The sequence below is a fragment of the Actinomyces israelii DSM 43320 genome (assembly GCF_000711965.1).
GTDB lineage: Bacteria > Actinomycetota > Actinomycetes > Actinomycetales > Actinomycetaceae > Actinomyces > Actinomyces israelii.
Window position 1 is genome coordinate 1 of the sequence record NZ_JONS01000032.1, and the last position, 22,344, is coordinate 22,344.

The window sequence follows — 22,344 nt, forward strand, 5'->3', positions numbered from 1 at the left end:
CCTGCCGAGCCTGCGCCTGCGCCCGCGCCCGAGGCGCCTGCCGAGGCCGCCGAGCCTGCGCCCGAGGCCGAGCCTGCCGAGCCTGCGCCTGCGGCCGAGCCCAAGGCCGCCGCCACACCCGAGCCCAAGGCTGCCGCAGCACCCGAGCCCGTGGCGACCTCTGCACCCGCAGCACCCGAGCCGGTGGCTGCCGCTGCACCCGCGGCCGCCGACCCCAAGGACGGGGAGCTGATCGACATCAGCGGCCAGGCCCGCATTGCCCCCTCCCTGCTCCACAACGCTGAGATTCTCGGCGTCACCCGCGACGGCTGCCTCCTGACGATCACGGTCAAGATCAATGTTGACGGCTCCTACACGCTCCAGGTCTGGGATGACGGGGAGCTCATTGGCGAGCTGCCGCTGTCGGGCGAGGCGGGGGACATCCGTGTGCTCCAGTACCTCATGACTGCGAACGTCGGGACCCTGGCTCGAGGCTACGACTTCGTCATTGTCAACGAGAACGGCGATAAGGTCGTCCAGTACGACTGGGACTTCGAGGGCTCTGCGAACGTGATGGCGGAGTGCCACGAGAAGGCGGCGTGCGGTGGCGCGGCGTCAGGGACTGCGGCCGGTGAACCGGCCGCCATGACTGGGGTCGCAGCGGCTTCTGAGTCGGCTGAGGCCGCCGGATCCGCCGAGCCGGTCGCAGCCGCCGAGCCCGCCGAGCCGGGCGCGGTTGCCGAGCCGGTTGCAGCCGCCGAGCCGGCGAAGGCCGCTGAGCCCGCCGAGGCCGCCGCCCCGATGGGAAGCCCCGAGCTGGCCCACACGGGCACGAGCGCCCTGATCTTCGGCCTCACCTCGGTGCTCCTCGTTGGTGCGGGGGCCGCCGCTCTTCGTATCAGGCGTCGTCGCGCCTGAGGCGGAGCCGCGAGGCTGACGGGCAGCTGACCCGCTTCACCGACTGCGGCTGAACCGATTCCCGGGCCCGGGAGGACCATCACGGTCCTCCCGGGCCCGGCCGGTCGACGCCGCAGTCCTTTCGCCGAGACCGGTTCACTTCCGGCTCGAGATCGGTTCGGTTCCGCGTCGAGATCGGTCCGTGCGACAGTGCGGAGGACGCCCGGGTGCGCTGAATCACGCGGCCACCGCCGTCGTCTCATTGTGCGCCCGAGGAGCCGGTGGCACAATCGCTCCCGGCCTCCGGTTCACCCGCACCCTCATGCGGGACCCGGGACCCTCTGAATGCTAGGAGATACCATGAAGCAGGGGATTCACCCCGACTACGTGCCCACCACTGTCACGTGCACGTGCGGCAACACCTTCGAGACCCGCTCCACCGTCACCTCCGGGGAGATCCGCGTGGACGTGTGCTCGGCCTGCCACCCGTTCTACACGGGCAAGCAGAAGATTCTTGACACCGGCGGTCGTGTGGCCCGCTTCGAGGCCCGCTACGGCAAGCGCAAGAAGTAGCCGGCCTGCACGACGCCGACGGGCGCTCCGAACGAGCCCCGTCGGCGTCGTCGCGTCTGGCCGAGATCGGTTCAGTTCCGCATCGAGATCGGTTCCAGATACCGCGCCCCCCGTCCATCCCGAGGCTCCGAGGACACCATGAGCGAGGACTTCTCCGCCGTCGAGCCGCTGCTCGCCGAGTACGCCGACCTGGAGCGGGACATGGCCGACCCGGCCGTCGCCTCCGACCCCGGCGCCATGCGCCGCCTGGGCCGCCGCTACGCCGAGCTCGGACGGGTCATGACCGCTCACCGCGCCTGGCGGACCGCCTCGGAGGACCTCGCCGACGCCCGTGAGCTCGCCGTCGACGACGCCGACTTCGCCGCCGAGCTTCCTGGGCTGGCCGAGGCCGAGGCCGCGGCCGCCGACCGGCTGCGCGAGGTGCTGGTGCCCCGCGACCCCGACGACGCCCGCGACGTCATTATCGAGGTCAAGGCGGGTGAGGGCGGCGAGGAGTCGGCGCTGTTCGCCTCCGACCTGGCCCGCATGTACGCCCGCTACGCCGAGCGCATGGGGTGGGCCGTGGAGATCCTGGACGCCGCCGAGTCCGACCTCGGCGGGTACAAGGACGTGCGCCTGGCCATTAAGGCCCGCGGCACGGCGGAGCCCCAGGAGGGGGTGTGGGCGCACCTGAAGTACGAGGGCGGCGTGCACCGCGTCCAGCGCGTGCCCGTCACCGAGAGCCAGGGCCGCATCCACACCTCCGCCGTCGGCGTGCTCGTCATGCCCGAGGCCGACGACCCCGGCGAGCTCGAGATCGACGCCGCAGACCTGCGCATCGACGTCTTCCGCTCCTCCGGGCCGGGCGGGCAGTCCGTCAACACCACTGACTCGGCCGTGCGCATCACCCACCTGCCCACCGGCATCGTCGTGTCCATGCAGAACGAGAAGTCCCAGCTGCAGAACAAGGAGGCGGCCATGCGCGTGCTGCGCGCGCGCCTGCTCGCCGAGCGCGCCGCCGCCGCGGCCGCCGAGGAGGCCGATGCCCGCCGCTCCCAGGTGCGCACCGTGGACAGGAGCGAGCGCATCCGCACCTACAACTTCCCCGAGAACCGCATCGCCGACCACCGTACCGGCTACAAGGCCTACAACCTGGACTCCGTGCTCGACGGCGACCTCGGGCCAATCATCTCCAGTGCGATCGAGATGGACGGGGCCGAGCGCCTCGCCGCGATCGGCGAGAAGTGACGCCCGCCCCCGCCGCACTTCGCCGAGATCGGTCGAGTTCCGCGTCGAGATCGGTGCAGAGCCCCATGTGTCCCATGTGTCCCATGAGTCACCTTGACCGCTATGCGCTGCGCGGCGAGGTGCGGGCTGCCGCAGCGCGTCTTGCGGACGCGGGCGTCGCCTCGCCGGAGAACGACGCCCGACTGCTCGCCGAGCACCTGCTGGGCGCTCCGCTGCTTCTGGCCGACGGCGCCGACTCCGACTTCCCGTCCGCCTACCGCTTGCTCGTTGCGCGCCGCGCCGCACGTGAGCCGCTCCAGCACATTCTGGGCGTCATGTGGTTCCGGGGCCTGGAGCTGGCGAGCCGACCGGGTGTGTTCATCGTCCGCCCCGAGACCGAGGTGGTGGCGGAGGCCGCTGTCGAGGCCGCCCGGCGGATGACCGACGACGACGGCGCCCCGCTCGCCGTCGACCTGTGCGCGGGCTCGGGCGCAATCGCGGTGGCGCTCGCCCACGAGGTCCCCCAGGCGCGCCTGGTCGCCGTCGAGATTGACGAGACGGCCGCGGCTCTGGCTCGGGAAAACTGCGCGAGCCTGGCTCCCGGACGGGTGGAGGTGGTGTGCGGCGATGCCGTAGACCCGCGGGTGCTGCGCGACCTGGACGGCCGGGTCGACGTCGTCGTCTCCAATCCGCCGTACGTGCCCGCCGGCGCGGTCGAGGACCTTGAGACCCAGAGGTATGACCCGGAGGCGGCCCTGTTCGGCGGGGGGGAGGACGGACTGGCCGTGCCGCGCGCCGTCGTCGGCCGTGCAGCCGCCCTCCTGCGCCCCGGCGGCGTCCTCGTCATGGAGCACGACGCCGGACAGGGAGGGGCACTGCGGCAGACTGCGGTCGCCGTCGGGTTCGAGGCGGCGCTCACCGGACAGGACCTCACGGGCCGCGACCGCTATTTGCGTGCGGTGCGCGTATCGGGGGCGCCGGGCTCCGACCGCCCCTGATAGCGCGCGTTGTGCATAGTCGTGAAGGAGCCCGCGGCCGCCGATCGGCTCCTGCGCGAGCGCTCGCTGCTTCGTGTGGCGCGACCCGTGCACGTGAGGTGCTCGCCGTCGTCACCGCGTGACAGCGATAGAGCATCTGTTGTGACGACCCTCATGGATCGGCGGGATGTATGCGCCTATACTGAATCACTGAGGCAGTCAGTGATTCAGGAGGTGTGTCATGACGGCTCCGACTGTTCCTATCAGTGTCGCCCGAGCCTTGGACCAGGCGGGCTTCTCCCAGCGGAAGGCCGCGGAGCTGACCGGGATCTCCCAACCCACTCTCTCGCGGATCCTCAGCGGCCAACGGGCGCCGACCCTGCCCGAGCTGATTCTCCTGGCCCAGGTGACCGGTGTGCCGCTGGCCAGCCTCACCGGTCGCGGTACCGTGGCAGACCGCTGCCTTATGGCCGCGCGCGCGGTCGACGGTGCAGCGATGGAGGAGATGCGCCGAACACTCATCGGCTACCTCGAACTCGATGCCTATCTGGCGGATCAGGCCATTCCAAGGGCCTGCTGATGATCAGTACTCAGGACCGCGGGCGCCAGGCGGCGGAGCGCTTCCGCGAGCAGTACGGATTGGGGGAGGGGCCATTAGGGGACCTCGTCGGCATTGTCGAGGAGACTACAGGCTATGATGTTGCCATTGTCGAGGCCCCTTCTGAGGAGCATGGCCTGACGATGACCGACCCCCTGCGCGGGGTGACCTTCATCGCCGTCGCCGCCAGCCGGCATCCTATGCGCCAACGAAGCACTCTCGCGCACGAGCTCAGCCATGTTGTCCATTGCGATGGTGGCCTCGTGCTGAGGGAGGGTAAAGGAGGCCGACGGCCGGTGCCAGAGCGGCTCGCCGACGCTTTCGCACGACACCTTCTTGTTCCTCGCTCTGCGATCCTGCAAATCATGAAAGACCACAACGGTGCTTGGAGTGAAGCGGATCTCTCACTTGTTGTGCGCAAGTTCCTTGTCTCCCCCGCTATTGCCGCTATCGCACTGAGTGAGGCCGGAGCCATTGCCGATGACCTCAAGAAGGTGTGGATGCAGATCTGGACACCGGACCTGGCTACGCGTCACGGGTGGGGCGACTACTACGCCGCGCTCCAAGGTGAGTCCAGACGCACGCGCCCACCGCGCCGGCTCCTTGCCAGGGCCGTTGAGGGCTATCGGCGGGGCGTGGTCTCTCTGCAGAGGCTGTCTGCGCTCCGCGGACTGCCGACTGAGGAAGTCCTGGGCGAGTTGACGCACGCCGGGGTGCATCCGCCATCTGCGGAGCCCGCTTGGGCGGTGCCTGAGAGCCTTCCCGCTCCATCACTCGATCTTGCCGATCTTGACGCGCTTCTTGAAGACGAGGATGGGGCATGACCTTGCCCGTCATCCTAGACGCGGGCCCCATCCTCACCTTCTTCGCCGCTGCAGGCGTTCTGCGGAAACTGCGGGGAAGCCGTTGGCTCACCATTCGGGAAGACGACTGCACCGATAGTCTCAGTGCCGTCGTCGAACGCACGACGGGGATGCCCTTTCAGAAGCGAGTTCGTCGTTTCAAGGACCTCGGAGAAATCATGGTGATCGCTCACGCTGTTATTCTTGTCGAAGGCGGCACTGATGTCGTCATCGTGATCGACGATGGGGATGGGGCTCGTCTGGCTGATGCGGAAGCGCAGCGATTGGAACGTATTCGGGAACGGGACCCCATGGTTGGTACGCTGTCGCTGGTCCGTACCGTGACGATCCTGGAAGCTGCAGTCACGCGAGGACTGATTGCAGATCGCGGAGAGCTGCGCCGTCTCTACGGCAGGATGCGCGACCTTGATGACGGCCTTGAGCCCATCGACAAGACCGGGCTTCTCGCAAGGCGGCTGTGGGAAGGCCGGTGATCCTCTGGCCTGGCTCGGTCTGTGATCGGCGAGGACCTAGGCGGTCGTTGCGGCGGTGCGCCTTGCATGGCTCGGTGTGCCGGGCGCCCGCACGCCCGGCCCGCTGGCAGCCTCCGGTGCCGCCCTCGCCGTGATCGGCCGGGGAAGTTTCGCTGCCATGCCCAGAACGTGGCGTACACTTTCCTGTACGTTTTGCCTGAGGGGGTCGGCCAGCATGAAGACCATGAGTTACAGCGAGTCCCGTGCCCGTTATGCCGAGGTGCTGGACTCCGTCGTCGATGACTGCGAGGAGGTTGTCATCACCCGGGCCGGGCGCGAGCCGGCGGTGATCGTCTCGCTGGCGGAGTACCAGTCCCTCAAGGAGACCGACTACCTCCTGCGCAACCCCGCCAACGCCAAGCGCCTGCTGGAGTCGATCGCCTCACTGGAGGCCGGCCATGGCGCCATCCACGAGCTTATCGAACTGGACTGAGATGACGCTCATCTGGTCCGATCAGGCGTGGGAGGAGTACTTGTGGTGGCAGGTCCATGACCGCAAGGTGCTCAGGCGCGTCAACCTGCTCCTGCGCGACATCCAGCGCTCCGGGCACGAGGGGATCGGCAAGCCGGAGGCTCTGCGATATCAGCTGACCGGCTACTGGTCGCGGCGCATCACCGATGAGCACCGCCTCGTCTACCGCATCGATGGCGATGGCGCCATCCTCATCGCCTCCTGCCGCCACCACTACGGCGACTGACCCGGCCGGCGCTCACCGGCCAGGCGCGGCCGGTGAGCTTGACAGCGTATGGTACTGACGTGACCCCACTGGCAGATGCTCGGCTCGCCAAGGAGGCGGGCGCCCTCGTCCGCGACCTGCGCGAGGCGCTGGACGCGGCCGGCGACCCCGCGCGGGCCGAGCAGCAGCGCCGCTACCTCAAGTCGGCCATGGAGATGTACGGCGTCGGCGTCCCCCGCACCCGCCGCATCGCCCAGGCGGTCGCCGCCTCCCACCCCTGCCTGTGGCGCGACGCCACCGGCTGGGAGGCCGCGCTGCGCCGGGTGTGGGACACGGCCGGGCACCGGGAGGAGCGGTTCGCGGTGCTCGCCATCATCCGCTCCAGGCACTCCGCGCAGCATGCCGAGCGCATCGAGTCCCTCGCCCTGTACGAGCATCTGCTGCGCACCGGGCAGTGGTGGGACCTGGTGGACGAGGCCTCGCACGCCGTCGGCCTCGTGGTGCGGGCGCATCCCGCCGCTGCCGCCCGGATGCGCGCCTGGGCGACTGATGCGGACCTGTGGGTCCGCCGCAGCTCGATCATCTGCCAGCTTCAGCACAAGGAGCGCACCGATACGTCCCTGCTCGGGGACGTCATCGAGGCCAACCAGGACGACGGCGAGTTCTTCATCCGCAAGGCGATCGGCTGGGCGCTGCGGGACTACGCCCGCACCGACGGCGCTTGGGTGCGCACCTTCGTTACGAACCACCCGCGCCTGTCCCCACTGAGTCGGCGCGAGGCGCTCAAGCACCTGTGAGCCGGGGCCCTGTGAGGGCCGAAGACCTGTCGCCGGCCCGGAGAGTCTCCGCCCCCGGTGCGCGTCCGTAGCATCCGGCCTCGCACCGCCGGCCCCGCTCCTCTTTCCCGGGGCGACGGCGAGATTCTCCGGCGGCGGGGCTCCTGCCGCTGAGCCCATGGGGGCGGAACGTGCGAGGATGCTCCCATGAGCCTGACCGCCCCCGCCGGGTCCTCCCAGCATCGGGAGATGAGACTCCGGTTTCAGGCCGTCCTGCGCAGGACCACTCGCCTGCTCGACGAGATCCTGCCCGTCATCATTGCGGTGGCAGCCATGTCGGCGTACGTCCGTCTGGATGAGGAGTGAGACGTGCCCACTCTGGTGATGATCAACGTCAAGGACGGCATGGACTCGTCCCTCAACAAGAAGGCCTACACCTTCCTGGAGAAGCTCAGGGCCGATGACACCCTTCCCGGCCTGCACATTGAGCCCATTCAGTCCGCTATCGACCCCCGGGTGCGCACGGGCAGGGTGGACCGCAATTTCCGGGCCGTCCTGTTCAAGGTGGACAGCAGCTTCGGGCCCGTCTACGGGTTCTACGGTATCTGGCCGCACGACAAGGCCATTAAGATAGCGCGCACCACCCGCCTGGACACGAACCCCGTCAACGGGGTCCCCGAGATCCACCGCATTACCGATGCCGTCGAGGCGCTCGCCGAGGACGCCCCGGTCGCCGGCGCCCCAGCCGAGGCGCCCGGCAGGTCCTTTGCCTTCCCGGCTCCTGAGGGTATCCCGGTGCAGAGTGCGAACGTCATGGGGAAGGCCCCCGGCTGGGAGCCGGGCCTGACCGTGCAGATCATCCACGACCGTCTCGGTGTGGACGAGGAGCTCGCCGCCCGTGCGCTCGCCGCGCCCACCGAGGACGCTCTGGAGGACATTATTGTGTCTGCGAGCGTGGCCTGGCAGGCTGACGCGCTCCTGGATCTGGCCACCGGGAAGTCGCTGGAGCAGGTGCGCAGCGACCTCGCCCTCGACCAGGGTGCCGTCATCGAGGGCACGGAGGACGAGAAGTTCCTCGCCGGCCTGAACCTGCCCGCCGCCCGCATGACCTTCTACAAGGTCGAGGACAATGACGAGCTGCGCCGGATTATTGATAGCGGGGACTTCGGCGCATGGCGTATATTCCTCCACCCCCAGCAGCGCGAGTACGCTGAGAAGTCCCGTAACGGCTCCTTCCGCCTGTCCGGGGGCGCGGGCACCGGCAAGACCGTCGTCGCCGTCCACCGCGCCCGCAACCTGGCCCGGGCGAACCCCCGTGCGCGCGTGCTGCTGACCACCTACACCCGTAACCTGGCCGACGACCTGGCCTCCCAGGTCCATCAGCTCTCCGGTGCGCAGACGGTAAAGCGGCTCGGCCGGCCCGGCGTCTACGTCAGCGGCATCGACCAGCTCGTCTGGGCCATAATGAAACGGGCTCGCTCCGGTATTGCCGACGCCGTCAAGGACGTGCTCGGACACTCCCGGGAGGACCCGCTGAAGTCCTCCGGCGTCAGCTGGGACCAGGCCATTGACGAGGCCGGACGGATCCTTCCCGCCGAGATCGCCACCACGGCCTTCTTCGAGGCCGAGTACGAGACCGTCATCCTGCCCTACCGGGTCACCACCGAGTCCCAGTACCTGAGCGTGCGGCGTCAGGGCCGGGGAATATCCCTCAGCCGGGCCAGGCGGATGGCGATCTGGAAGGTGATCGCGGCCTACCGGTCCGCCGGCCGTGCGGAAGGGGGGACCAGCTTCGCGGAGAAGGCGGCGATCGCAGCCTCGTGGCTTGAGCGGACAGGTCAGCACCTCTTCGACCACGTGATCGTCGACGAGTCCCAGGACCTCACCCCCGCGCACTTCCAGCTGCTGCGTGCGCTGGTCGCCCAGGGACCCGACGACCTCTTCCTGTGCGAGGACTCCCACCAGCGCATCTACGGCCAGAAGGTGACCCTGTCCCACTACGGGATCGAGATCCGCGGGCGGGCCCGCCGCCTGACGCTCAACTACCGGACCACCGCGCAGAACCTGGCCTGGGCCGTGAACGTGCTCGAGGGCGGCTCCTTCACCGACCTGGAGGGACTGGTCGAGAAGCACCCCTACCGCTCCTCACGCTCCGGGCCGGTGCCGCTCCTCATCCCCGCGGGCTCGCCGCGCGAGCAGATGCAGCGAGTCGCCGCGGTCGTGCGCAGCTGGCTGCCGGCCTCCGACGACGCCGATGGGACGGCTGCCGGAGGCGTCCGGGCCCTCGCCCCCGAGACGATCGCCGTCCTCGTGCCCGATAAGCGCCAGCGCGACCAGGCGGCCGCCGCGCTGGGCAAGCAGGGCCTGGAGGTGCAGGTCGTGGACCGTGAGGAGGTCAAGCCCGGCAGGCCGCTGGTGATGACCATGCACCGCGCCAAGGGCCTGGAGTTCACGCACGTGCTCCTGCTCGACGTCAACACGCTCCTCGACCCCCGGCGCCGCTACCGCGAGCCCCTCGACGAGACGGCGCTCGCGGACTGGCGGCTTCGTGAGCGCTCGCTGCTGTACGTGGCGGCCACGCGGGCGCGCGACGTGCTCGCGGTCATGCCCGCGGCGCGGAAAGTGGCTTCGAGAAGGCCGTCGGTGGCACGATAGGGCGGCACGAGGGACCACCGGATCCCAGCCACCCCGACGATCCTCCCACCACACACCGCGGTCCCGGTGAGGAGGCCCCGAAGGACATCCCATGGAGACCACCCCAGCTCCCGCCCCGCACCGCAGCACCCCGCCGTGGCGCTACGCCATCGGCATGTTCGGCACCTCGATCCCCATCAACGTCATCAAGGGGTCGATGCTCTACTTCTACGTCTCGGTCCTGGGAATGGACGCCGCGGCCTACGCCGGGGTGTATGCCGTCTACGGCGTGATCGACGCCGTCGACAACCCGGTCTTCGGCTACATCTCGGACCGCACCCGCAGCCGCTGGGGGCGGCGGCGCCCCTACCTGGTCGTCGGCGCCCTGCTGCTGCTGGGCTCGATGATCGCCCTGTTCTGGGTCCCCGACGCCGTCGTGGCCCGCAAGACGGGCATGCTGGTGGCCTGGTTCGCCACCTTCGCGATCCTCTCGGAGGCCTCGGACTCCCTGATCAACGCCAGCTACGGCGCCCTGCTTCCCGAGCTCTTCCCCGCCGAGCGCCGTCGCGCCCTGGCGAACTCCCTGCGGCAGGGCCTGCAGCTGGTCGCCATGATCATCTCCCTGGGCCTGACGCCCCTGCTGGCCCGCAAGGTCCTGGGCTGCGACGTCTCCAGCCCCCAGTGCACCGACCCGACCCGCGGGTACGAGCTGCTGGCGGTCATCTACGGCGCGGTTGCCAGCGCCATCATTATCTTCATGGCCCTGGGCATCCACGAGAACCCGGACGTCGTGGAGGAGACGCGTCCCCGGTTCATCGCCTCGATCATCGAGATCATCACCAACCGCTACTTCTGGACGGTGGGAGTCGTCTCGGCCTGCTACGGCGCCGCCATGTCGCTGGTGCTCGGCGGCCTGCAGCTCTACGTCGACCACTCGCTGGGGGGCGGCGCCCTGCAGGCCACGGTCCTGCAGATCACCGTCATCCTGGGCTCGATCGGCTTCCTGGCCGTGTGGACCGTGATCGTGCGACGGCGCGGCGCCGCACGGACCTGGAGGCTCGCTCTGCCCGTGGCGGCCGTGTCCTTCCTGCCCCTGTTCCTGGCCGGCAACCTGGCCACAGCCATTGCCGCCGGCCTGTGCGTCGGCTTCGGGTACTCCGGCATGCTGGCCACGAACGACCTGATCTTCGCCCGCATCCTCGACCACGACGCCGCCGGCACCGGCATCCACCGCGAGGGAGTCTTCCTGTCCGCCTTCGGGGTCCTCGGCCGGCTCAGCGCCGTCCCCGTCTCGGTCGCACTGCTGTCCCTAGGATGGTTCTTCGGCTACCACTCCGGCGCCGACCCGGGACCGCGGGCGGGGCTCGCCTGGCGGGTCTACATGTCCCTGTACCCCTTCGGCCTGCTGATGATCGGCGTGGTGATCTCACGGTTCATCCAGGTGCCCGCCGACACCCCGGCTGCCGACACGCGCGAGGAGAGGGCGGGCGAGAAGAGCACGGATGAGGAGAGCCGCTTGTGAGCACCCGCCGCGTGGTGGTCACCGCCGATGACTACGGCTACGACCCGGCCAGCGCCGAGGTGGTCCGCGGCCTGCTCCGCGACGGCTGCGCCTCGGCCACCACCGTGCTGGCGGTCTCGGAGCACCTTGGCCGGGTCGCTCCCGGGCTGGCGTCCCTGCGTGAGCAGCGCGAGCTCGGCATCGGGCTCCACCTCGCCACCAGCTCCGACCGGGGCCGTGAGCCGTGGGCGCCGCTGTCGCCGGAGGGGACGGCCCTCGCCGACCCCGACGGCAACCTGCCGGCCGACCCGGCCGTCGCCGAGGCGCGCGCCACCCCCAAGGCCATCGCCGCGGAGGTCGCCGCCCAGCTCGCCCGGTTGGGGGACTTCGGGCTGGCCGCGGACCGCATCGACTCCCACTCGGGCACCGTCTACGGCCTGCACGGCGGGGCGGGGCCGGTCCCGGTGCTGGCCGTCTGCGCCGAGCGCCACCTGGCCCTCCGCCTGCCCCGCGCCCTCGACGCCGCCCTGCTCGGCGGCGAGGTCCCCGTTGCCCTGGCCCGGGCCCACCGGCGGGCGGTCGAGGCCGCGGACGCCTTCGGCGTCGCCCTGCCGCAGATGATTCTCACCGACCCGCGCCCGGCTGCCGGGATCGGCGCCTACGAGTCCCTGCGCGACTTCTACACGGGCCTGCTGCCCGCGCTGCCCGAGGGCACCTCGGAGATCTTCGCCCACCCGGGGGCGGACACGCCGTGGGCCCGCCGGCGCTTCGGTGCTGAATGGGACAAGCGCGTGTGGGAGGCGCGGCTGCTGCGCGACCCCGCGTGGCACGAGGCCCTGGAGCGGGAGGGCATCGAGGTCGTCGCCCACTGGTAGCCGCGCCGTCGTGCGGGTACCGTGCAGATCCTGCGCCCGCCCCGGCGCCGCGTTCCGGCGCCACCGCGCCCGGTCAGGTTGTCGTCGGGGGAGCCGACGAGGCGCGCTGCACCAGCACGGGCGCCGGGGGAGTGCCCGGCTCCTCGACGTCGGCCCGGCCCAGGGCCCGGAGCATCGCCCGCGCGGCGATCGTGCCCAGGGCGCGGGCGTGCTGGTCGACCGAGGTCAGGCCCGCGCGTGCTCCGATCGAGGTGTTGTCGTAGCCGACGACGGAGACCTCCCGCCCCGCGACCAGGCCCAGGTCGGCGACCGCGTCCAGCACGCCGAGCGCCTGCACGTCGTTGCCGCAGAAGAAGGCTGTCGGAGGCGGGGTCCGGCTGAGCTCCTGGCGAGCCACGCGCATGGCGCCCTCGACGGTGATCGGCGCCGGCACCGAGCGCGGCGGAAGGGCGCCGGCCTTCATGACCTCCCTGTATCCGCGGACGCGCTCCTCATAGGGCAGGGGGCGGGGGAGGCGGATGTGGACCACCCGGGTGTGCCCCAGCGAGAGGATGTGCTCGGTGGCGAGCGCGGCCCCTCCGCGGTCGTCGTTGACGACGCTGCGGATCACCGGCCTGCGTCCGGTGCGGTCCTCCCGCGTGCTCGGCGGCGGGACGATCTCGCGGGTGATGGAGACGACGGGGACGGCCTGGACGGCCCGGTACAGCGAGGACGTCGATCCGGAGTATCCGGCCAGCATGATCCCGTCCGGCCTCAAGGACGTGAGAGTCCTCAGGGCCGCGTCCTCGACGCCCTTCTCGACGCCGCCGCACATGATGAGGGCGCTGTGCCCGCTCGGGCCGAGCACCGCCTCGATGGCCTCGTGGACGTCGGTGAAGACCGGATTCGACAGCGACTGGACGAGCAGCCCGATGAGGAGCCGCGAGCGGTTGCCGGCCAGCGCGGAGGCGATGGCGTTGTTGACGTACCCGAGGGACTCCGCGGCCGCGAGCACCCGCTCCCGCTTCTCGGAGGAGACGTGGGGCGAGCCCTTGATGGCCAGCGAGACGGTGGCCCGTGAGACGCCGGCCAGTGCGGCGATGTCCGCCTGGGTGGCGTAGCGACGACGGCCGGACATGGCACCTCCCAGTGGGATGGGGACGATGGGACGGCCGGAGGCTCGACCTGCGCCGTCACCCGGGCAGGATCCTTCACATCGGGAACTCTAACGGACAACCGCCCGGGAGGGCGCGGCGGGGGCCGACGACGGGCGGGCCGGGGGAGGCCGGCGCCGTTCGAGTCGATCCGTTCTCATAGCGCTTGTCATGACAAGTTGTCGCGGTGTAGCATCCGTCTCGCTCGTCGGGCGATGAGGCGCGACGAGGCGCGACCCCCAACTCATTAAGGATAACGAATCCCCTAGAAGTATTAGCACGTGTCAATAGCACGTGCTGACTCGTTCTCTCCGCTGGCCCGAAGGAGGTCCAGATGACCACTCGTGGGAGTACCCCTCTCATTCGGATCGCACTGCTCGGCGTCGGGCGGATCGGCGTCGGCCATGCCGCGGCCCTCGCGGCCAATCCCGCCGTGGAGCTCGTCGTGTGCGACATGGACGCCGAGCGCGCGGCTCGGGTCGCGCACGACCTGGAGCCCGCTTGCGGCGCGCCCGTCGTCGCCGCGACCGTCGAGGAGGCCCTGGAGAGCCCGGACCGTGTCGACGGGGTCGTCATCGCCACCCCGACGACGACCCATGAGGAGCTCATCATCCGCGCCGCGGGGGCGGGACTGCCCTTCTTCTGCGAGAAGCCCGTCGCGGCCGACCTCGCCGGAACCGAGCGCTGCATCGAGGCCGTCCACGAGGCCGGCGTCGTCTCCCAGATCGGCTTCCAGCGCCGCTTCGACCCCGGCTACGCCGAGGCCCGGCGCCGGGTGCGCTCCGGCGAGCTCGGCGAGGTCCACCGGCTGCACGTCCTGACCTGCGACCAGACGCCCCCGCCCGAGCAGTTCGTGGCATCCTCCGGCGGCATCTGGCGCGACTGCCTCATCCACGACATCGACATCCTGCGCTGGGTGACCGGCCGCGAGGTCGAGGAGGTCTTCGCCTTCGGCTCGGTCCGCGGAGCGGACTACTTCGCGGCGCACGGCGACGTCGACGAGGCGGTCGCCGTCCTCAGGCTCGACGACGGGGCCCTGGCCACCGCGCAGACCTCGCGGAACAACGGCCAGGGCTACGACGTCCGCATGGAGGTCGCCGGCACCAGGGGCAACGCCGCCGTCGGGCTGGAGCCCAAGGCGCCTCTCGTGAGCGTCGAGCCCGGCGCGAGCTTCCCCGACGAGGCCCCGTGGGACGACTTCATCGCCCGCTTCAAGGCCTGTTACGAGGCCGAGCTGGCCGCCTTCGTCGATGTCGTCGCGGGGCGGCGCGAGAGCCCCTGCACCGTCGACGACGCCCTGGAGGCCCTCCGCGTCGCACTCGCCCTCGGCGTCTCCCGCGAGGAGGGGCGGCCCGTCAGGGTCGCCGAGATCCGTGGCCACTGATCACCAACCACTGCCGGAACCACTACCAACACGGAAAGGAGAGTGCGGGACATGACGACTGACGGCTCGGCGGCGCCTCTGCTTGAGGCGCACGGGATCACGAAAAGATTCCCCGGGGTGCTGGCCCTCGACGACGTGCGGTTCACGCTCCGCCCCGGTGAGGTCCACTCGCTGGTCGGCGAGAACGGAGCGGGCAAGTCCACGCTCATGAAGGTCCTGGGGGGCATCTACAGGCCCGACGCCGGTGTGATCCGGCTCGGCGGAGAGGAGACCGTGATCAACGGGCCCCTGGACGCGCAGTCCAAGGGGATCTCCATCATTCATCAGGAGCTCAACCTCATGCCCGACCTCACGGTCGAGCAGAACATCTTCTTCGGGCGCGAGCAGTTCTTGGGAACGCGGTTCAACCTGTCGCCCAGGAAGATGCGCGAGGAGACCAGGGCCCTCCTGGAGCGGGTGGGGCTGAGCCTGAAGCCGGACGCGAAGGTGGGGGACCTGACCGTCGCGACGCAGCAGATGGTCGAGATCGCCAAGGCCCTGTCCTTCGACGCCAAGATCCTCATTATGGACGAGCCCACGGCCGCGCTCACCGAGCGCGAGACCGAGGCGCTGTTCCGCGTGATGAAGGACTTCATCAGCGACCGGACGGCGATCGTCTACATCTCGCACCGCATGAACGAGATCAAACGGGTCTCGAACACCATCACCGTCATGCGCGATGGCCGGTGGATCTCCACGAGTCCCGCGGAGGAGATGACGATCGACGACATTATCGAGAAGATGGTGGGGCGCAAGATCGCCACGGACATCCGTCCGGAGCCGCTGGACCCGCGGGCGCCGATCCGGCTCAAGGTCGAGGGCCTGAGCACGAAGGACCTCCTGAGGGACGTCAGCTTCGACCTGCGCAAGGGCGAGATCCTCGGATTCGCCGGCCTGGTGGGCGCCGGCCGGACGGAGGCGGCCCGAGCGCTCATCGGTGCCGATCCCAGCACGGGCGGTCGGGTCGAGATCGACGGCAAGGAGGTCCGCATCAAGTCCCCGGAGGACGCGGTGCGGCACTCCGTCGCCTACCTGTCGGAGGACAGGAAGCGCTACGGCCTCCTGCTCGACAAGAGCCTGGTCGAGAACACCGCCCTGCCCTCCTACCGGTCGTGGGCGCGTGGCATCATCGTGGACGACTCGAGGGCCGCCGGAACCACCGACACCTATATCGGGCGGCTCCGGGTCAAGACGCCCTCGAAGTGGCAGAACACCAAGAACCTCTCGGGCGGCAACCAGCAGAAGGTCGTCATCGGAAAGTGGCTGGCCCGTGACTGCGACATCCTCATCTTCGACGAGCCCACGCGGGGCATCGACGTCGGAGCCAAGGACGAGATCTACGACCTGCTCAACAGTCTGGCGGCCCAGGGCAAGTCGATCATTGTCATCTCCTCGGAGATCCCCGAGGTCCTGCGCCTCTCCCAGCGCATTGTCGTCATGTGGGAGGGCCGCGTCACCGGCGTCCTCAACAACGAGGACGCCACCCAGAACTCAATCATGGCGCTGGCCACAGGCCAGGTCCCCGCGACGACGAAGGAGTCAGCGTGAGCACCGTGAAAGCAACCGCCCCCGATGCGGAGAAGAAAGCGCTCCGCGGCCAGAAGAAGAAGGGAGACCGATCGAGCTTCCTCACCCGGCACGGCTCCCAGGTGCTGGTGGTGGTCTCCGAGCTGATCCTCATCGCCGGCTTCGCGATCGCCAGCCCGTACTTCCTGCAGGTCGCCAACTTCTCGGCGCTGCTCCTGGACGCCTCCGTCTACGTCCTGCTCGCCCTGGGCCTGACCTTCGTCATCGCCACCGGAGGCATCGACCTGACACCGGGATTCGGCATCGCCTTCACGGGCGTCTGCCTGGCCGTGGCCATGAAGTGGGCCGCCGGGGCCGGAATGGGCATGGCGCTGGTCATCCTCATCGGCGTGGCCGTGGGCCTGCTCGCCGGGGCCCTGATGGGGACCGTCAACGGCATCCTCGTCGCCTATCTGCGCATGCAGCCCATGATCGCCACGCTGGCCATGATGCTCATCGCCTGGGGCATGGCCCTGGTCATCTCCGGAACCTCCGCCATTCCGCTCTCGGAGTTCACGGCCTTCCTCAGGCTCGGCCAGGGCCGCACGCTCGGGGTCACGAACGCGCTCTACCTCATTGCGATCGTGGCCGTCATCGCGGCCTACCTCCTCAACCGCACCCTCATCGGCCGCTACGCGCTCGCGATCGGCTCCAACGAGGAGGCCACCCGCCTGTCCGGCGTGAACGTCAAGAAGTGGAAGATGCTCGTCTACACGCTCGGCGGCACCTTCACCGGTCTCGCGGGCGTCCTCATGGCCTCGCGCCTGGCGTCGGGCAAGCCCGACGTCGGCCAGTCCTACGAGATGTACGCCATCGCCGCGGCGGTCCTGGGCGGGGCCTCGCTGCAGGGCGGCCGGGCCTCGGTCTTCGGCTCGGTCGTCGGCGCCATCGTCATCGCCACGATCCGCAACGGCGCCGTGCTCATGGGCATCCCCGACCAGTGGCAGAAGGTCCTCCTGGGCATTGTCGTCCTCGGCGCGGTGTACCTGGACGCCCGACGCCAGAAGAGCTGAGCCCCGCCGTCAGGCGGAGACCCGCTCACAACCGATTCATCACCCCCACCGGTCCCGGAGAGTCCTGGACCATGACACAACTGACACAAGGAGAACGAACAATGAGGTTCAAGAAGGCTCTCGGTCTCGTGGCGGCGCTGGCGCTGTCGATGACCGGTCTGACCGCCTGCGGCGGTTCGGGCGGTACCGCCGGCGGCGGTGGCGGCGGGACCATCGCCGTTGTCGCCAAGGGCTACGCCAGCCCCTTCTGGGCCGCCGTCAAGGCGGGCGCGGAGGCCGCGGGCGCCGATCTCGGATACAGCATCACCTTCAACGGTCCCGACACCGAGACCGACGTCCCGCGCCAGAACGACCAGCTTCAGCAGGCCCTGGTCAAGCAGCCGTCGGCGCTCGTCTTCGCCGCGCTCGACTCGGACTCGCAGGGCACCGTGCTCCAGCAGTTCACGGACGCCTCGATCCCGGTCGTCGCCTTCGACTCCGGCGTTCCGGGCTCGGACATCCCGAAGACAACCGTCGCCACGGACAACGCGGCCGCCGCCGGCGAGGCCGCGAGCCACCTGTCCGGGCTCATCGGCGCCAAGGGGAAGGTCGCGATCATCTGCCACTCGCAGACCTCGGTGACCGGGCAGGACCGCGAGCAGGGCTTCCGCGACTGGGTCGCCAAGAACGCGCCCGGCATCCAGATCGTCGACGTGCAGTACAACAACTCCGACCAGGCCGTCGCCCAGCAGCAGGCCGCCGCAATCCTCCAGGCGAATCCGGACCTCGCCGGGATCTTCGCCACGGACGACGACGGCGCCGTCGCCGCCGCGCAGGCGACGGAGACCGCCGGCATGACCAAGACGGTCAAGATCGTCGGCTTCGACTCCGGCAAGCCGCAGATGGACCTCATCACCGCCGGCACCATCGCCGGCTCCGTCACGCAGAACCCCTACGAGATGGGCTACCAGGCCGTCGTCGCGGCCGACAAGGTCATCAAGGGCGAGACCGTCGAGACGTTCATCGACTCCGGCTACTACTGGTACGACACGACCAACATGAAGGACGAGAACATTCAGAAGGCCGTCTACGAGTGACGGGTCCTGAGGGGCCCTCTCCCCGCCCGACGGCGGTCTCGGAGAGGTCATGGGCCCGGCGGCTGCCGCCGGCTGCGGTGCTCCCGTCGCCCTTCCACCCTCTGCGCGCGGGCCCCGACGCCTGCAGAGGCCTCGCGCCCTCGTCCCCCGCCAGTGGGCTGGGGACGAGGGCGCGGGGGCGACGCGGGTTTCTACCGATCTCGGCGAGGGGGAGGCGTGAGCCGGGTCGCGCCTCGTTGGAATCACCCGTGAGGGCCTCGCCGCGACGAGCGGGCCTCCGTTCCCCCGGCGGCGCCTCCTCGCCCGTCAGCGCTTCAGCTCCTGCGCGATCCCCTTGCGGAACCAGCGGGTGATCGATGCCGGGTGCGTGATGGCCGTGCCCACCGTCACCGCCGTCGCGCCGCGCTGGAAGGCGGCGGCGGCCGCGGCGGCGTCGTGGATACGGCCCTCCGCCACGATGGGAGCCTCGGCGCGTCCGGCCAGCTCCTCGATAAGGTCCAGGTCCGGGCCGTCCGTGGCCGGCCGTTCACCGGTGTAGCCGGCCAGGGTCGTGCCGATCACGTCGGCGCCGGCGTCCAGGGCGGCCAGACCGTCCTCCAGCGATCCGCAGTCCGCCATGACGGTGACCCTCGGGAACTGGCGCTTCAGCTCGGCGAGGGTCTCGGCCAGGGTGCGCCCGTCAGGGCGGGGACGGCGCGTGCCGTCGACGGCCACGATGTCGCACCCGGTCCCGGCCACGGCCAGCGCGTCCTTCAGCATGGGCGTGATGTAGACGTCCTCGTGACCGGTTTTCACCAGGCCGATGATCGGCACGTCCAGCAGCGGCCGGGCCAGGCGCAGGTCCTCCAGGCCCTTCAGCCGGACTCCCGCGGCGCCGCCGCCGACCACCGACTGGGCTACCTGGACCATGGTCTCCGGGTGGAGCATCGGCTCACCGGGATACGCCTGGCAGGAGACGACCAGCCCGCCGCGGAGCGCCTCGATCGGGTCACTCATGGGACATCTCCCCTGTCGTTGAGGATGCGAGTCGGCTCAGAACGAATTCTCTCGCGCGCTCGGCGATGGCGGGCCCGTCCAGGCCGAGGACCCCGTGGCACGTCCCGGGAAGCAGGAGCGCCTCCGTGGGGACGCCGGCCTCGGTGAGGGCCCGCGCGAAGGCGAGGTCCTCGTCCATGAGCGGATCGCACTGGTTCGCCAGCAGGAAGGTCGGCGGGAATCCCGTCAGGTCGGTCTCCCTGGCCGGGGCCGCGTGGGTGTCGGCCTGCGCGCCCCCGAGGTAGGCCGCCCAGGAGGCGGTGGCGTTCTTCAGGTCCCATACGGCCGTGTCGGCGGCGTCGCGCATGGAGGGCGTGTCCAGGCGGTCGTCGAGGACCGGCTCGATGAGGAACACCCGGTCGGGCATCGTCTCGGCGCAGTCGCGGCAGTGAAGGGCGAGCCCCGCGGCCAGGTTCCCCCCGGCGGAGTCCCCGTAGACGATGCGCACCGCGTCGGGGTGCCGCGCCAGGATCCACCGCCACGCCGCCACGCAGTCCTCGAGAGGCGCGGGGTAGGGGTGCTCGGGAGGGAGCCGGTAGTTCGGGCTGACCACGACGGCCCCGGTGCGCAGCGCCAGCAGGGCGTTCCAGTCGTCGTCGTACGCGGCCTGCCCCGCCACGAAGCCGCCGCCGTGGATGGACAGGATCACCGCGTTCGCGCCCGCGGCCGGGGTGTGGAGCCTCAGTTCCAGGTCCGCGCCCCCGCTCGGGGCGGTGCGCACCGTGCGCCTCACGCCCTCGGGAGCAGGAGTCTCGTGGCCGAGGATCGCCGCACCGGCCGCTCGCATGGTCTGCGGATCCCAGGTGGTCTGCGGGGGGACGCCGCCCACCGCCGCAGCCACCTCGGGGTCGAGCAGACGAGCAGGTTCCAGCGTCATGACGCCGCCTCCTCCAGGAAGGGGTCGCACACCGCGTGGAACCCCTCGGCCCGGTCGCGGCGCACGCAGTGCGAGGCGCCCGGAACCACGGCCGTGCGGATCACCGGGTTGCCCAGGAGGCGGACCGTCTCCAGCCCGTCGGCGCCGATCAGCACGTCGCCCCCGTCGGAGGTGACCAGCAGGGTCGGTACCGTCAGGGCCGCGGCGACCCCGGTCCAGGAGGTGCGGACAGACACCTCGCCGGTGCGCACGAAGTCGCGATCGACCTGGACCTTGCCCTGCAGCCAGGCGCAGGCCTCCTCCAGGTCCCACGCGGGGTACGCCTCGCGGTTCTCCGTCAGGGCGCGGCCGGGGTCGTCGCAGATCCGCGCCATGCGGTCGGCCAGGGCCGGGGCCCCCGCCCGGTAGGAGGCCGCCTGCTCATCGGAGAGCCAGGCGGGCTCCTCCAGGATGACGGCATCGACGAGGTCGGGGCGGGCCGCTGCGGCAGCGGCTGAGACCGCTCCCCCCATCGAGTGGCCGATCAGGATGCAGGGGGCCTCGTGGCCGCGGTCCTCGACGAGGGCGATGAGGTCCTCGACCATGACGGCGACCGGATCGGCCAGCTGGGCGGGCGTGAAACGGGCGGACAGGCCGTGACCGCGCGCGTCCACCGACGTCACGTCGTAGAGGTCCTGCCAGCGCCGGTGCTCGGCGGCCAGGGAGGCGGCGTTGTCGGTGACCCCGTGGCTGAGGAAGAGCTGCGCGGACCCCGCCCGGACGGTACGGGTGCAGGCGATCCCCGCGCCGGCGGTCATGCGTCCCTCCGCACGTGTTCGCGCTCGATGTCCTCGAGCGTCTTGCCGCGCGTCTCGGGGATGACCTTGATCGCGAAGACGGCCAGCAGGGCCGTGGCCACGGCGTAGATGCCGAAGGTGCCCGCGCCGCCGAGGACGTCGAAGAGGCTGAGGAAGGTCAGGGAGACGATGAAGCTCAGCGTCCAGTTCACCCCGGTCGTGAGGCTCATGGCGGTGGCGCGGATACGCAGAGGGTAGAGCTCGGAGGGAATGATGAAGACGACGATGTCCAGGCCGACGGCGACGGCGGCGATGTAGAGGAAGATGCAGGCCACACCGATGAAGGACTTCGCGCCGGACTCGATGCCGCCCATGAGCAGGAAGGCGAAGACGGCGAGGCAGACCGCCTGACCGGCGGCGCCCGCGGCGAGGAGCCCGGTGCGGCCGATCCTGTCGACCAGGCCCATGCCGACGACGGTGAAGACAAGATTGATGACGCCCACGCCCACGGTGGCCAGGAGCGCCGAGGAGGCGCCGAGGCCCGCGCTCTCGAAGATCGAGGGGGCGTAGTAGACGACCGCGTTGACGCCGGTCAGCTGGCCGAGGACCTGCAGGCCGACGCCGGCGACGAGGACGTGACGCAGCCGGGGGTCGAGGAGCGCCCTCCACCCCTCCGACTCGACGGCCTGGCTGCTGGTGGCGCGGATGTCCTCCAGCTCGGGATCGATCTCCTCGGGAGCGCGGAACTTCTTCAGCACCCTGCGGGCGTCGTCGGCGCGGCCGTTGACGGCGAGCCAGCGCGGGGACTCGTCCAGGCTGAGGACACCGATGCCCAGCAGCAGGGAGGGGATGACGGCCAGGCCGATCATCCAGCGCCAGTCCTGGCTGATGCCGGCCAGGGCGTAGTTGGACAGGTAGGCGAACATGATGCCGGAGACGATCATGAGCTGGTTCAGGCCGACCAGTCGGCCCCGCAACTCGGCGGGGGCGAGCTCTGAGATGAACACCGGGACGATGCTGGAGGCGCAGCCGACGGCCAGGCCGAGGATGACGCGGGAGACGACCATGATCGGCACGGATGTGGAGAAGGCCGCCAGCAGTGAGCCGCCGACGAACACGGCGGAGGCGACCAGCAGGATCGGACGGCGCCCGAACTTGTCGGACAGGCGCCCGGAGGTCATGGCGCCGACGGCGGCTCCGACGGTCAGGGAGGAGACGACGATGCCCGAGGTCAGGGAGTTCAGGCCGAAGTAGTCGGTCATGGCGGGCAGCGCGCCGGAGATGACTCCGGTGTCGTAGCCGAAGAGCAGGCCGCCCAGGGCGATAATGAGGGCCGCCCAGATGACGTGCCCGCTGTGGGCTTTGGTCGTGGACATG

Annotated in this window: 22 protein-coding genes and 1 pseudogene; 18 read left to right on the plus strand and 5 right to left on the minus strand. The window is 70.3% G+C overall.

All coding sequences use genetic code 11. The annotated features are described in order from the left end of the window. The 14 genes and pseudogenes from O145_RS19275 to O145_RS11025 form a co-directional block, all read left to right on the plus strand. Positions 1–897, plus strand: a pseudogene (locus tag O145_RS19275) (hypothetical protein); the annotation flags it as partial. A 339-nt stretch (positions 898–1,236) separates the two neighbouring features. Continuing rightward, positions 1,237–1,449 (plus strand): 50S ribosomal protein L31, encoded by a 213-nt coding sequence (gene rpmE, locus O145_RS10970; protein WP_043562944.1) that lies wholly within the window; start codon positions 1,237–1,239, stop codon positions 1,447–1,449. Between the two features lie 138 nt (positions 1,450–1,587). Further along, on the plus strand, positions 1,588–2,676 hold the full coding sequence (prfA, locus tag O145_RS10975) for a peptide chain release factor 1 (RefSeq protein WP_043562946.1): 1,089 nt from the start codon (positions 1,588–1,590) through the stop codon (positions 2,674–2,676). Between the two features lie 83 nt (positions 2,677–2,759). Continuing rightward, entirely contained in the window at positions 2,760–3,653 is an 894-nt protein-coding gene (gene prmC, locus O145_RS10980) for a peptide chain release factor N(5)-glutamine methyltransferase (RefSeq protein WP_043562948.1), read from the plus strand. A 220-nt stretch (positions 3,654–3,873) separates the two neighbouring features. Next, on the plus strand, positions 3,874–4,212 hold the full coding sequence (locus O145_RS10985; protein WP_043562951.1) for a helix-turn-helix domain-containing protein: 339 nt from the start codon (positions 3,874–3,876) through the stop codon (positions 4,210–4,212). Then, positions 4,212–5,054 (plus strand): ImmA/IrrE family metallo-endopeptidase, encoded by an 843-nt coding sequence (locus O145_RS17435; protein WP_084682556.1) that lies wholly within the window; start codon positions 4,212–4,214, stop codon positions 5,052–5,054. Before O145_RS10985 ends, O145_RS17435 begins: the two co-directional genes overlap by 1 nt. Then, positions 5,051–5,566: a PIN domain-containing protein gene (locus tag O145_RS10995; protein ID WP_043562955.1), complete on the plus strand. Its 516-nt coding sequence runs from the start codon at positions 5,051–5,053 to the stop codon at positions 5,564–5,566. The genes O145_RS17435 and O145_RS10995 overlap by 4 nt, the downstream gene beginning before the upstream one ends. Before the next feature lie 214 nt (positions 5,567–5,780). Further along, positions 5,781–6,038, plus strand: a complete 258-nt coding sequence (locus tag O145_RS11000; protein ID WP_043562958.1) for a type II toxin-antitoxin system Phd/YefM family antitoxin — start codon at positions 5,781–5,783, stop codon at positions 6,036–6,038. Position 6,039: 1 nt separating this feature from the next. Further along, entirely contained in the window at positions 6,040–6,303 is a 264-nt protein-coding gene (locus O145_RS11005) for a Txe/YoeB family addiction module toxin (protein WP_043562959.1), read from the plus strand. 59 nt (positions 6,304–6,362) lie between these two features. Continuing rightward, positions 6,363–7,079, plus strand: coding sequence for a DNA alkylation repair protein (locus O145_RS11010; protein WP_043562961.1), 717 nt, complete (start codon positions 6,363–6,365; stop codon positions 7,077–7,079). Between the two features lie 186 nt (positions 7,080–7,265). Further along, positions 7,266–7,424 (plus strand): hypothetical protein, encoded by a 159-nt coding sequence (locus O145_RS18240; protein WP_156966729.1) that lies wholly within the window; start codon positions 7,266–7,268, stop codon positions 7,422–7,424. A 3-nt stretch (positions 7,425–7,427) separates the two neighbouring features. After that, a complete protein-coding gene (locus O145_RS11015; protein ID WP_052375025.1) occupies positions 7,428–9,713 on the plus strand; it encodes a UvrD-helicase domain-containing protein in 2,286 nt (761 codons plus the stop codon). A gap of 91 nt (positions 9,714–9,804) precedes the next feature. Then, the gene (locus O145_RS11020) at positions 9,805–11,214 is read left to right on the plus strand and encodes an MFS transporter (RefSeq protein ID WP_052375027.1); all 1,410 of its coding nucleotides are present in this window, start codon (positions 9,805–9,807) and stop codon (positions 11,212–11,214) included. Continuing rightward, positions 11,211–12,068, plus strand: coding sequence for a carbohydrate deacetylase (locus O145_RS11025; protein ID WP_043562963.1), 858 nt, complete (start codon positions 11,211–11,213; stop codon positions 12,066–12,068). Before O145_RS11020 ends, O145_RS11025 begins: the two co-directional genes overlap by 4 nt. A gap of 73 nt (positions 12,069–12,141) precedes the next feature. Here O145_RS11025 and O145_RS11030 read toward each other — a convergent pair whose 3' ends face one another. Then, positions 12,142–13,185, minus strand: a complete 1,044-nt coding sequence (locus tag O145_RS11030; RefSeq protein ID WP_052375028.1) for a LacI family DNA-binding transcriptional regulator — start codon at positions 13,183–13,185, stop codon at positions 12,142–12,144. A 350-nt stretch (positions 13,186–13,535) separates the two neighbouring features. Here O145_RS11030 and O145_RS11035 point away from each other — a divergent pair, with 350 nt between their 5' ends. From O145_RS11035 to O145_RS11050, 4 genes are all read left to right on the plus strand, one after another. Continuing rightward, positions 13,536–14,585, plus strand: a complete 1,050-nt coding sequence (locus tag O145_RS11035) for a Gfo/Idh/MocA family protein (RefSeq protein WP_229118515.1) — start codon at positions 13,536–13,538, stop codon at positions 14,583–14,585. Between the two features lie 51 nt (positions 14,586–14,636). Then, positions 14,637–16,172, plus strand: a complete 1,536-nt coding sequence (locus O145_RS11040; RefSeq protein ID WP_043562965.1) for a sugar ABC transporter ATP-binding protein — start codon at positions 14,637–14,639, stop codon at positions 16,170–16,172. After that, entirely contained in the window at positions 16,169–17,203 is a 1,035-nt protein-coding gene (locus O145_RS11045; protein ID WP_052375030.1) for an ABC transporter permease, read from the plus strand. The genes O145_RS11040 and O145_RS11045 overlap by 4 nt, the downstream gene beginning before the upstream one ends. Before the next feature lie 101 nt (positions 17,204–17,304). After that, positions 17,305–18,279, plus strand: a complete 975-nt coding sequence (locus O145_RS11050) for an ABC transporter substrate-binding protein (protein ID WP_043562967.1) — start codon at positions 17,305–17,307, stop codon at positions 18,277–18,279. Between the two features lie 306 nt (positions 18,280–18,585). Here O145_RS11050 and O145_RS11055 read toward each other — a convergent pair whose 3' ends face one another. The 4 genes from O145_RS11055 to O145_RS11070 are packed head-to-tail and all read right to left on the minus strand — an operon-like array spanning position 18,586 to position 22,343. Further along, positions 18,586–19,275 (minus strand): N-acetylmannosamine-6-phosphate 2-epimerase, encoded by a 690-nt coding sequence (locus O145_RS11055; protein ID WP_043562969.1) that lies wholly within the window; start codon positions 19,273–19,275, stop codon positions 18,586–18,588. Further along, a complete protein-coding gene (locus O145_RS11060; protein ID WP_052375031.1) occupies positions 19,268–20,191 on the minus strand; it encodes an alpha/beta hydrolase in 924 nt (307 codons plus the stop codon). Before O145_RS11060 ends, O145_RS11055 begins: the two co-directional genes overlap by 8 nt. Then, complete coding sequence (locus tag O145_RS11065) at positions 20,188–20,988, minus strand: alpha/beta fold hydrolase (RefSeq protein ID WP_043562971.1); 801 nt, start codon at positions 20,986–20,988, stop codon at positions 20,188–20,190. Before O145_RS11065 ends, O145_RS11060 begins: the two co-directional genes overlap by 4 nt. After that, positions 20,985–22,343: a sugar porter family MFS transporter gene (locus tag O145_RS11070; protein ID WP_043562973.1), complete on the minus strand. Its 1,359-nt coding sequence runs from the start codon at positions 22,341–22,343 to the stop codon at positions 20,985–20,987. Before O145_RS11070 ends, O145_RS11065 begins: the two co-directional genes overlap by 4 nt. Position 22,344: the final 1 nt, after the last annotated feature.